9 protein-coding genes are annotated in these 10,762 nt (G+C 56.9%); 3 read left to right on the top strand and 6 right to left on the bottom strand.

Going from position 1 to position 10,762, the window contains the following annotated elements:
* Nucleotides 1-45: 45 nt before the first annotated feature.
* Genes ACTIKR_RS12560 through ACTIKR_RS12545 form a run of 4 tightly spaced genes read right to left on the bottom strand, consistent with a single transcriptional unit; the run spans nt 46 to nt 4,897 of the window.
* Nucleotides 46-669: an isochorismatase family protein gene (locus ACTIKR_RS12560; RefSeq protein ID WP_442328000.1), complete on the bottom strand. Its 624-nt coding sequence runs from the start codon at nt 667-669 to the stop codon at nt 46-48.
* Nucleotides 662-1,708 carry a 2,5-dihydroxypyridine 5,6-dioxygenase gene (locus ACTIKR_RS12555; RefSeq protein ID WP_442328002.1) on the bottom strand — a complete coding sequence of 349 codons (1,047 nt, stop codon included), beginning with the start codon at nt 1,706-1,708 and terminating at the stop codon, nt 662-664. Before ACTIKR_RS12555 ends, ACTIKR_RS12560 begins: the two co-directional genes overlap by 8 nt.
* Before the next feature lie 60 nt (nt 1,709-1,768).
* Complete coding sequence (locus tag ACTIKR_RS12550) at nt 1,769-2,593, bottom strand: alpha/beta fold hydrolase (protein WP_442327999.1); 825 nt, start codon at nt 2,591-2,593, stop codon at nt 1,769-1,771.
* A 21-nt stretch (nt 2,594-2,614) separates the two neighbouring features.
* Nucleotides 2,615-4,897 carry a molybdopterin cofactor-binding domain-containing protein gene (locus tag ACTIKR_RS12545; protein ID WP_442327998.1) on the bottom strand — a complete coding sequence of 761 codons (2,283 nt, stop codon included), beginning with the start codon at nt 4,895-4,897 and terminating at the stop codon, nt 2,615-2,617.
* A gap of 277 nt (nt 4,898-5,174) precedes the next feature.
* Between ACTIKR_RS12545 and ACTIKR_RS12540 the strand changes: the two genes are divergently transcribed.
* Nucleotides 5,175-5,654 (top strand): (2Fe-2S)-binding protein, encoded by a 480-nt coding sequence (locus ACTIKR_RS12540; protein WP_193089396.1) that lies wholly within the window; start codon nt 5,175-5,177, stop codon nt 5,652-5,654.
* Complete coding sequence (locus ACTIKR_RS12535; RefSeq protein WP_442327997.1) at nt 5,651-8,521, top strand: c-type cytochrome; 2,871 nt, start codon at nt 5,651-5,653, stop codon at nt 8,519-8,521. The genes ACTIKR_RS12540 and ACTIKR_RS12535 overlap by 4 nt, the downstream gene beginning before the upstream one ends.
* A 44-nt stretch (nt 8,522-8,565) precedes the next feature.
* Here the strand turns inward: ACTIKR_RS12535 and ACTIKR_RS12530 are convergent, their stop codons facing one another.
* Both ACTIKR_RS12530 and ACTIKR_RS12525 read right to left on the bottom strand, forming a co-directional pair.
* Complete coding sequence (locus ACTIKR_RS12530) at nt 8,566-9,048, bottom strand: MarR family winged helix-turn-helix transcriptional regulator (RefSeq protein WP_442327996.1); 483 nt, start codon at nt 9,046-9,048, stop codon at nt 8,566-8,568.
* A gap of 220 nt (nt 9,049-9,268) precedes the next feature.
* Nucleotides 9,269-9,424: a hypothetical protein gene (locus ACTIKR_RS12525; protein WP_442327995.1), complete on the bottom strand. Its 156-nt coding sequence runs from the start codon at nt 9,422-9,424 to the stop codon at nt 9,269-9,271.
* Nucleotides 9,425-9,638: 214 nt separating this feature from the next.
* Here ACTIKR_RS12525 and ACTIKR_RS12520 point away from each other — a divergent pair.
* Nucleotides 9,639-10,762 (top strand): FAD-dependent monooxygenase (locus ACTIKR_RS12520; RefSeq protein WP_442327994.1); only part of this gene is annotated, 1,124 nt, incomplete at its 3' end.

The raw sequence follows: 10,762 nt of genomic DNA, 5'->3' as shown, positions 1-10,762 counted from the left end.
ACACGGCAAGACGGATCTGTCCTTAATGCCGCACGCGCATGTGCCCTAGCCCAGGCCAAGCAGGCGCATCGCCTGCTCGCGATCTACTACTGTCGCGTACTTCTGCTTCATATCGAACAGGTTTGCCTCGTGCGGCGCCAGTGCTCTGTCGCCGACACAATCGGCAACGACCAACGGGCGAAAGCCCAGTTGCATGGCATCGACCACCGAGGCGCGTACGCAACCGCTGGTAACGGCGCCGGCGACCAGCAGGGTTTTGACGCCGCGCTGTGTCAGCCAGGCTGCCAGCGAGGTACCGAAAAAGGCCGATGGCACATTCTTGCGAACGATCAACTCACCCTGGACCGGCGTCAGTTGCGGCACAATCTGGCTATTGGGTTCGTTTTCCAGCAAGCCCAGCATGCCGGGAACCTTGATACTGAAAATATTGTTGTCGGCGCCATCGTCCGCATACACAATGCGTGTGTGCGCCACGGGCCAGCCCTGTTCGCGTGCCGTTTGCAGCAGTTTTTCCGTATTGTCTATCGCCTGGGCAATATTGCCCCCGCCAAAGACCTCGGGGTCGGCAAAACCATTGACCAGGTCGATAATCAACAGGCCATAGGGCGCCACCGGTTCCAGCTCGGCGCCAAAGCCCTGCTGCTCATAAACTGCGTCTGCCTTACTCATTTGCACCCCCGTCCAGAACCTTGCCGTTACGTACGACATCCACACCGTCCAGTTTGACCGTGCAGTGACGCAAGGGAATATCAATATGGCATGCCGTGGTTCGGCTGCCGCCCGCTTCATTATTGGGTCCCAGAGAAAACAGGAAATTGCCCTCGAACGCGCGTGCATCCATGCCGATGGTGTTTTCCCTATCGTACAGGCCCAGCGTGGACCAATAGGCACGCGGTTGCAGCCCCCAGCCAATATGGGAAATGGCATAGCCTTCCGGGTCGTTGAATGACTTCATGTACTCGTCCAGCAACTGGGCATCAATGCCGCCATCTATACGGGTGGCATAACCATTCTCGACTGTCAGGGTAATGGGTTCGGCAACGTATTTTTTCTGCGGCAATAAAATATCGCCTTTATCAATCACAATACGTCCTGTCGCGCCGCCTTCGTTCGGCCATGTGAGGGTAAAGCCGCTGGGCCAGTGGTCCCAGCGCCCGGGCTCGTCAACATAACCGTACTCGCTGATGGCCGGAAACTCACCCAGGGGGCAGCGCAAATCAGTGCCGGCCTCGGAAGTGATATGCATTTGTTTTGATTTGGCAATTAGCGCAGAGGCCGCTTTGACCCGCTTGCGGTCTGCTTCGAGAGGCACTGTACGCACCAGAATTTCCGGCGGTTCCACGGCCAGCAGGATTTTGGTGCCGCTTTCGAGAATTTCATGTTGTTCCGGTGAAAACAGCAATGTCATCAGATCCAGCACAAGATCGCTGGCCTTGAGCGCGGCAATGGCCGCCTTGTTCCCAGTCAAGGGCGTCGTGCCCAGATACGCCAGCGCATCCCGGCTTAATGCCTTTTCAGCATTGACCGGCGGCAGATCCAGCCGATTGACAATGGCGCCTTTGGATTGCGCGGCAATGGTTGCGCATAACAGCGTTTGCGGATGCGTTGACATACTGGTCAGGATCGTAACAGTCTGCCCGGCTTCAAGATTGGACAGGGTCAATACCTTCTGCCATGCCTCGATAAGTTGATAATCGCTTACTGCCATAATAGTCCTCATGAAAGTGCTCTGCTGCGGGCAGCAACCCGCAGCGCCGGCGCGACAGCCTTAATCGAGCCGGGTGCCAAGAAAGTCGCCAAAAGCGGCATAGAATCCGGCTTCGTTGTCCCAGGGGATCATGTGTCCCGCATCGTTCACTTTTGTCACGGTCAGACCGGGAATCAGGGTCGTGATTTCCTGAACGTCCTGATCAAGGACCACATCGCCGCGCTCGGCCGTCATCAACATGACGGGCACCTTGATTTGCGGGAAGTTGGCATGGACATCGTCGTTCTGAAAGTCATTGAAGCTCTGGATGATGGCGCGCTCATCGCATGTATGCAGCCACTGCGCACGAAGCTGCAGTTGCTCTTGTGTCCAGGTCGGACAAAAGGCACGCATCGCTTCGGCATCGCACCCCTTGCGTGCCAAGGCCATGGAATCAACATACCAGGGCAATTTGGCAGGATAGGCGCGGCGGCCCGGGCCCGAGACCGGCGGATCTACCATGACCAGCGCTTCAAGGCCTGCAGGCGCGGTGCTCGCCGCACGTGCGCCGATACGCCCGCCCATGGAATGACCGACCAGGATATAACGGCTCAGGCCCAGGGCCTTGGCAAACGCAACCACATCGGCAGCCTGGGCGTCCAGACCATAATCCAGCGTATCGGATGCCTCGCTCAGGCCCCGACCCCGGACGTCCAGGATGTATGTATCGAACTGGCGTGCGAAACGCTCGCCGACAAAGCCCCAGGTCACCGCCGGACTGGTAATGCCCGGAATAATGATGACAGCAGGACGATCCGCCCTTTCACCTTCGTTACCGCCATAGCGCAGATAATGCTGCCGGATGCCATTGGCCGATATATTGGCGCCATATAGATAGTGACTCATTCAATCTCCCTTAAATAAAAGTTACGTGCCGGCCTGCGCAGGCATTGCGCCATCGATGCTGGCCAGTTGCAGCGCCTCGCGCACAGTCTGTGGCGTAAACGGCGCCTGGTAAAAGCGCAAGCCACAGGCATCAAACAAGGCATTGGCCACGGCCGATGCACAGGGCACCGAAGCCGATTCGCCTGCACCCATGGGCTGCTCATCCTGCCTGTCCATCAATACGACATCAATGGGCGCGATGGCAGTAAAGTCAATAATCTTGTATGCGCCCCACTCGGCCTGTACCGTGCCGTTGGCATCGAAACTGACCTGCTCGTACAGGGCCCGGCTTAATGCCTGGATCACATTGCCGTGCAGTTGGTGGCGCACACCTGCAGGATTGACCATTTGTCCGGTGTCCTGGCCAACCACGATGTGATTCAGTCGAATTTCTCCGGTACGGGCATTGACGCTGATATCTGCAATCCATGCCGACCAGGCCGCGCCAAAGCCGGGGAATTTGGAATGTATGTAGCGGGCGTAAGAGACACCTCGCCCGTGCAGCCACCCGTTGGCATCGGGCGTTCCCCGGCTACCGGGCCTGCCGGGTTGCCAGTGCGCCCGCTCGCCCACGGCCAGCAGCAATTGCTGGGCGCGCTTGTCGGCCGCCAGGTTTTTTACCCGAAATGCCAGCGGGTCGGCCTGCGCCTCAAACGCCAGCTCATCAATAAAGCAATCATGGGCAAATGAATTGGGCAACGCCGAGACCCCGCGAAGCCAGGAGGCACGCACAATGGTCGCCATATCGTTGCAGACAATTTTCTGGCTTGGGTAGCCATAAGGTGGCACCGCGGTGCGATCGCCCATTTGCAGGCTGCGCGGCAACGCCGGCTCTTTGCCTGTAAGCAGTAATGCCAATAGCGGCCCATCGTTTGACGGGTAATGGGTACTGAACTGGTAATGCCGCAAATTGTCTTGCGCGTCAATCGAGCCCTGCACATCCATTAACTGCGCAGCGCCCTTGGGTTCCCAGCCATGTTCCTGCTCGCGGCTCAATTGCACACGAACCGGCACACCTGCGTGCTGTGAAAGAAGGAGCGCGTCGGCACATACATCATCGGCACAATTGCGGCCGTAGCAGCCGGCCGCCTGCAGACGGATAATCTCTATGTGCGCTTCATCCAGGCCACTGAGCTGGCTAAGATGCACTCTCAACATATGCGGGTTTTGCGAACCAGACCAGACTCTGACATGTCCAGGCTGGTAATCTGCAACGGCGCATGACGGCCCGATGGAGGCATGCATCTGGTAAGGCCACACATAGGTTCGTTTGATATCGACCCTGGCCGGCGGCAGGTCGGGATGGTCGCTACGGTTATCCTGCAGGATACGTTCGTTCATGGGCTGGCGTCGAATGGCCGCTTCCAGATCCTGAAGATCTTCCAGTGGTGCAACAGGCTTCCAGGCTACCTTAAGCTCACGTGCTGCGCGGATCGCATGCTCCTCGCGGCGGGCCACCACTCCGACAAAATCGCCCTGCACGATCACTTTGATGTCACGACAGATATGATTTACGCTGGCGGTATCGACTGAAGCCAGGCTGTGGCCGATGAAGGCGCCCGTATCTCGTCCGACATAGGGAGGCCGTACGACCCGGCCATGCCACATGCCAGGAACCCGCATATCATGGACATAGACAAACTGGCCAAGCGCCTTGGCGGGGATATCCACACGAGGCTGGGAGTGGCCCACGATTTTCAGGTCTTTGGCCGCCTTGGTCTTCACCTCGTCCTGCAGATATTCGCGATATTGCTTTCCCGCCAGCAATGTCCAGTAATCAACAGCGTGCCCATGCGCGGAAGATATCCGGCCGTCCTGAACAAACAAGTGCGCCGCATCGACATTCCACATGCCGGCAGCCAAATCCACTAGAATATGGCGGGCCTGAGCGGCGGCCTGGCGCAAAGGCTGGGCTGTGATTTGGATTGATGCACTGGCAATGGTGGGGCCCTGATTGGGCGAAGCGTCGGTGTGGCCCAGCACCATCTGCACGGCAGACATCGGCACATCCAGCTCGTCGGCCACAATTTGCGCCAGCGCGGTCTGAATGCCGGTACCCAGATCAACGTGGCCGCAAAAAGCCCGGACCCATCCCTGCTCGGATATCGCCACGAACACGTCGTCATAATCCTGCAGATACACAGACACAACGCCGGGCTGCCCCGGTGCAGGCGCAGGCGGCACAACCGGCGCACGCAGCACCAGCAGAGTGCCGGTAGACTCCAATAGCGATTGTTGCTCGGTACGAGGTGCCATATACGTCATTAACGGGTATCCGGTTCAGGCGTGTGTTGGACAGGAAGATTAACTACAGTGTACACGCTATATTAAAATGATAAAACATCAAAAGCACATCTTCGAAAAAATGAAAATAAATCTGCAGTTTGCAGTGTAAACTCTGGTTATGATCAGAAAAAACTAGTAAAAACCCGCAGAATGACGAGTTGATACACTCTTGTTCATTTTCATGAAATTCTTTGTTTGCTCAAAAAACTAAAGTGTGTAAACTTATTATTAGTTGACACAATTTTACGCCCTGAACATGAATCCTATTGCCCCGCGCCCCTTCACCCTATCGGTCAATAACGAACGCCACAACATCACCGTTGAGCCCGACACGCCGCTACTTTACATATTGCGCAATGACCTGGCTCTCAATGGTCCGAAGTTCGGTTGTGGACTCGGCGAATGCGGCGCCTGTACGGTATTGGTAGATGGGGTAGCGGCGCGCGCCTGCGTGATACCGGTCAGCGTGATAGAAAACCGCAAGGTCACCACCCTCGAAGGACTTAGCCAAAACGGCCAGCCCAATAAGGTCCAGCAGGCATTTATTGATAACCAGGCTGCGCAATGCGGCTACTGCCTCAACGGCATGATCATGACAGTACAGGCACTATTGAACCGCAATCCCAATCCCTCGGAAGCACAAATTCGTAACGAACTGCGTCACAACCTGTGCCGTTGCGGGACCCATGTGGAAATCATGGCGGCCGCAATCTCAGCAGCCAGGGGACGACCATGACCACGGATCTGACCGCGCCCACCGCTACCGGCATAAGCCACACGTCAGAGGACAGCGCCGGCATGGACCTGTCCGTACCAACCGACAGCCAACTGCTGCATGGCGTTGTATTGCGTCCGCCACAGTGGGAACTGGGCATACAAACAAACCGGATTGCGCAGTTGCAGTCGCTCGACAGCGATCGGGCGGTTAAAGTGCCAGGCGTGGTCAGTTGCATCACCCGCGGCAGCTTTGTCGGGATTGTCGCCGTGCAGCGCACGCAGGCGCAGCAGGCTTGTGCCTTGCTTAACGCCAGCTGGCTGACGCCCGTTGCTGCCAGCGCCGATGTGCAACACTTAACAAACCAGGCAGCAACGCCAGGCACGGTCCATTCGGCAACCCGGTATGAATGGAATAACCACCTGGCCGCCGACGCACCGGATTGGGCTATTGCTTGGCACCGGGACAATCACCTCACCGTGTGGGTCAATACCAAACGCCAGGCGGCCCTCAGGCAGGAACTGTGCGCGCTGCTGGGGCTGGCGCCAGAGGCCGTCCGGATTGTGCAACATGGCCAGCATACACAGGACGGGCTGGAGACCGCCGTCGAAGCCGCGCTTTTGGCCTGGGATTTACACCAACCGGTACGGGTACAAGCCGCCTACGCACCAGCCGCATTAGCGGTCAAGGTTGAGCAGAACCAAACGGCTGCGAGCCAGGACCTGCCAGACCGGGGGCAGTGGAGCATCAACGCGCTTGACCCGCGTCGTCCGTCCATTGCCGGCCGCTTGTGTGGACTGGACTCGACCTCGACAACAGGGATGGCACTGCAGACGGAGTATGCCAGCGTCCCCGTTCAAAAAAGCGGCAGCAGCCTGGTGGCCACGGACTCCCACAGCTATACAGCCGCCACGGTGTTTGCACAGGAATCGCACTTCGATGAATATTGCGAAAACCATCAACTGGATCCGGTACAGAGCCGCCTGGCACAAATCAACAGCGATCGCGGACAACAACTCTTAAGAACTGTTGCGCAACAAAGCGGCTGGGATCAAGCTGCATCCGGCCCGGCGGCCAAGGCTGCCGGGCTTGGGCGTGGCATCGCCTACAGTCATATTATTGATAACGACAGAAATCCCCCGCAGGAAGTATGGTCGGTCTGGTCGGTCGAACTGGCCGTGGATGCGCGCAGCGGCGGCCTGTCGGTCAGCAAGCTGACCGTGGGACATGACGCAAGCCATACCGAGAACGCACCGCCCACCCCACCGGAAACCCAGCGCGCCCTGAAAGATCGCCTGGGCAAATGGACCCAATCCCTTTTGGGACAGGCCCAACAGGGCGTCAATAGTCCTTCTGAACAAGACAAACCGCGCCCGTTGGCGCTGCCCGAGGTGCAGGTCATCAATAGCGCGCGCTCGCTGGATCAGCCCCTGGCCTGGGGGCCGGGTGTTGAGCTGCCTGCAGCGGCTGCCATTGCCAATGCGATATACAGCGCGACCGGACTGCGTATCCGTGAAACGCCATTTGCATTGCCCACCCTGTCGCCGGATCCGCCCCTGACAGCAAAACGCAGCAGACGCTGGCGCAACAGCTGGCTGGGTGGACTGATGGCTGCCGCGACCGGCGCCCTGGTGGTTGCTGCCCCCTGGCGCACCAGCATTCCACCCGTTGCCCGGGTAGATACATCAATTTTTTCCGCGCAGGCAATTGAGCGCGGCCGGCTTGTCGCGCTTACCGGAGACTGCATGGTCTGCCACACGGCGCCGGACGGCCAGACCAATGCCGGCGGCCTGGGGCTGGATACGCCATTTGGCACAATCTACACGACCAACATTACGCCGGACCGGGAAACCGGCATTGGCGCCTGGTCATATAAAGCGTTCGAGCGTGCCATGCGTGAAGGCATCCATCGTGACGGCAAGCATCTGTACCCCGCCTTCCCCTATACTGCCTATGCAAAAATGTCCGACGAGGATTTGCAATCGCTTTATGCCTATTTGATGGTCCAGCCGGCCGTATCGGCGCCAAATAAGGAAACGCAATTGCCCTTCCCCATGAACCTGCGTCCCCTGGTCGCAGGATGGAATACGCTATTTCACCGGGACCGGCAAGCCTATGCACCCGATCCGGAGAAAAGCCCGCTTTGGAACCGCGGCGCCTACCTGGTAAACAGTAGCGGACACTGCGCTGCCTGTCATTCACCTCGCAATGCGCTGGGCGCCGAAAAATCCGGAAAAAACAACTTTCTGGCTGGCGGCTTTGCAGACAACTGGGAAGCCCCGGCGCTCAACACGCTCTCTTCCTCGCCGATCCCGTGGACCGAGCAGGAGCTGTTCCAGTATTTGCGCACGGGTTACTCCCCTTTGCATGGCGTCGCCGCCGGTCCGATGGGACCCGTTGTTGCAGGGCTGGCGCAATTGCCCGAGGCCGATGTCCAGGCCATGGCTCATTACCTGGCCAGCCTGAACCCTGCCGCAGCCGAATCAAAAGACAACCAGGCCGTATTGGCTGCCAGACTGGAGGCAGACAGTCAGGCGAACCAGAAGGCACGACTGCTGCCTGGCGAGACCCTGTTTAACGGCGCCTGTGCCGTTTGCCACGATTCGGGCAGCGGACCGGTCCTGTTCGGCGCACGTCCCTCGCTGGCACTCAATAGCAATCTGCACAGCGACCATCCGGATAATGTGATCCAGGTCTTGATGCACGGCATTACCCGCCCGGCCCAGGCAAACCTGAGCACGATGCCTGGCTTCAAAAACAGCATGAATGACGCGCAAATGGAATCGCTATTGCAGTACATGCGCACGCGCTTTGCACCGGACAAGCCGGCGTGGAATAATCTGCGTAAAAAAATTGCCCAGATCAGGCAGCAGCAGGGTCATCCATAACCACCGGCAGGGCCCTTGCAGCGGCCTTGCAAATCTATTGTGGCCTATTCGCCCTCAAGACCGCTGGCGTTCATTTTTTGCAATAGATACAAAATAGCAACCTGTTCGGCAGGGTTAAGCTGCCCCATGGTGAGGCGGCTAATTTCCTGCGCACGTGGAATAGTGCGGGACAGCAGCGCCTGCCCTTCGGCTGTCAGGCTGGCAATCACCTTGCGCTTGTCCAGCTTTCCTGGCGAGAGCGCGATCAGTCCGCGCGCCTTTAAACGATTGATAATGCCGCGAATGGTTGCCTGGTCGATCGCCGTCGCCTCCACCAACTCAGCCTGGGAACTGCGCCCGCGATCACGCAAGGCGCACAAGGTAACAAACTGGATGGCCGTCAACTGCTCATCGCCCACGTTCTGCTGAAAAATGGCCGTATGACGCTGCACCGCCTTGCGCAATAAGTGTCCAACCTGCTGGGTGACATCATACGGCGCGCTGGAATGCCCTGCTTCTGTTTCAGGTTGCTCGTTTTTTCTGGACATAGTTAGGCTGCTCGTTTGTTGACATGATTAAGCTGTAATGAGGACGTATCTATAACTTTTACCCGATATTTTTGACTATAAGTATACCTGCTGGCAATGCGCAAACCTTGTAGCACTTGTTCTGGCGTATGAAGCAATGACGCTGAAAATGTCCTCGTCTGTGGCATGTAGCCAACGCGCATTTATAGCCTATACACTATTTAATAGTATATAACAATCATCATTGATCAGGCATAAACAACTTTAATAATGACATTATTTGGTGCACCGTTACCCATTCACCCTCTTCTGGTGCAGGTACATCGATCGCCAAATGGCAAGCTGCAAAGCCACCAATGACAGCGCCAATCGGCATGCTAATCTCGTTGATAATCATCAGAAAATTTCAGTTGTGAACCAAATTGAGGCAACACTGCATAAAGCACTTTCCCAGCGCGAATCACAATCGACATCATCTGTTTATTTTTCTTACATCAAAATCACTCGCCTGCTCGTAAACCCCAATTCGTTTTTATTTTAATTCATAAAATAAGTGTGTACACTCTTATTTAATCGAAATGAACGTGAATTGGATAGTCAGGAGATAAGTTATGAAAGATACAGTCAAAATTGCGATCGTCGGCGCCGGCCTGGGCGGCGCTGCAGCCGCGACCCTGCTGCAGAAAGCGGGCTTTGAAGTCGAAGTATATGAGCAGGCGCCAGAGTTTTCACGACTGGGCGCCGGCATCCATGTCGGCCCCAATGCCATGAAAGTTTTCCGCCGCATGGGGCTGGAAAAAGAGCTGGAACAAATGGGTTCGCATCCGGACTTCTGGTTCAGCCGGGATGGCAATTCTGGCGAATATTTGTCCCGCATCCCCCTGGGTGCATGGGCAAAAAAAGAATACGGTGCATCCTATATCACCATCCATCGCGGCGACATGCATGCCCTGCAGATGTCCAGCATCAAACCAGGCACTGTTCACTTTGGCAAGAAACTGGAAACGCTTGAGGACGATGGCGATAAAGTTCAGCTGGGTTTTGCTGACGGCACCCGCGTCACTGCCGATATTGTGATTGGCGCCGACGGTATATATTCAAAAATCCGCGAAACGCTTCTTGGCGCTGAAGCGCCCACGTATAGTGGCTGGGTAGCGCATCGCGCGCTGATTCGTGGCGAGAATCTTGTCAAGTTTGCGGATGAATTCGAAGACTGCGTCAAGTGGTGGACCGAAGATCGTCACATGATGGTTTATTACACCACCGGCAAGCGTGACGAATACTACTTCGTGACCGGCGTCCCGCACGAAGCGTGGGACTTCCAGGGCTCATTTGTGGACAGCTCCCAGGAAGAAATGCTCGCTGCATTCGATGGCTATAACTCGACCGTGCAAAACCTGATCCGTTCTACAGAAAACATTACCAAATGGCCCCTGCTTAATCGCAACCCGTTGCCCATTTGGAGCCGGGGTCGCCTGGTCATGCTGGGCGACGCCTGCCATCCCATGAAACCACACATGGCTCAGGGCGCGTGCATGGCAATTGAAGATGCTGCCATGCTGACCCGCTGCCTTGAGCAAACCGGGCTTGGCGACTATCGGGCAGCCTTCGAACTGTATGAAGCCAATCGCAAAGAGCGCGCTTCCAAGGTTCAGTCGGTCTCCAACGCTAACACCTTCCTGCTCAAGCAGGAAGACCCAGGCTGGGTTTACGGCTATGACCTCTATGAGCAGGA

Origin of the sequence: Advenella sp. (assembly GCF_052108595.1) — a bacterium.
Taxonomy (GTDB): Bacteria; Pseudomonadota; Gammaproteobacteria; order Burkholderiales; family Burkholderiaceae_B; genus Advenella.
This window is presented reverse-complemented; position numbering and strand designations above follow the sequence as displayed.

Bases quoted from the DNA above. Each gene is read 5' to 3' on its own strand.
- ACTIKR_RS12540 (WP_193089396.1), top strand. From the start codon at position 5,175: ATGAATCCTATTGCCCCGCGCCCCTTCACCCTATCGGTCAATAACGAA.
- ACTIKR_RS12545 (WP_442327998.1), bottom strand. From the start codon at position 4,897: ATGACGTATATGGCACCTCGTACCGAGCAACAATCGCTATTGGAGTCT.
- ACTIKR_RS12525 (WP_442327995.1), bottom strand. From the start codon at position 9,424: ATGATTATCAACGAGATTAGCATGCCGATTGGCGCTGTCATTGGTGGC.
- ACTIKR_RS12560 (WP_442328000.1), bottom strand. From the start codon at position 669: ATGAGTAAGGCAGACGCAGTTTATGAGCAGCAGGGCTTTGGCGCCGAG.
- ACTIKR_RS12555 (WP_442328002.1), bottom strand. From the start codon at position 1,708: ATGGCAGTAAGCGATTATCAACTTATCGAGGCATGGCAGAAGGTATTG.
- ACTIKR_RS12535 (WP_442327997.1), top strand. From the start codon at position 5,651: ATGACCACGGATCTGACCGCGCCCACCGCTACCGGCATAAGCCACACG.
- ACTIKR_RS12530 (WP_442327996.1), bottom strand. From the start codon at position 9,048: ATGTCCAGAAAAAACGAGCAACCTGAAACAGAAGCAGGGCATTCCAGC.
- ACTIKR_RS12550 (WP_442327999.1), bottom strand. From the start codon at position 2,593: ATGAGTCACTATCTATATGGCGCCAATATATCGGCCAATGGCATCCGG.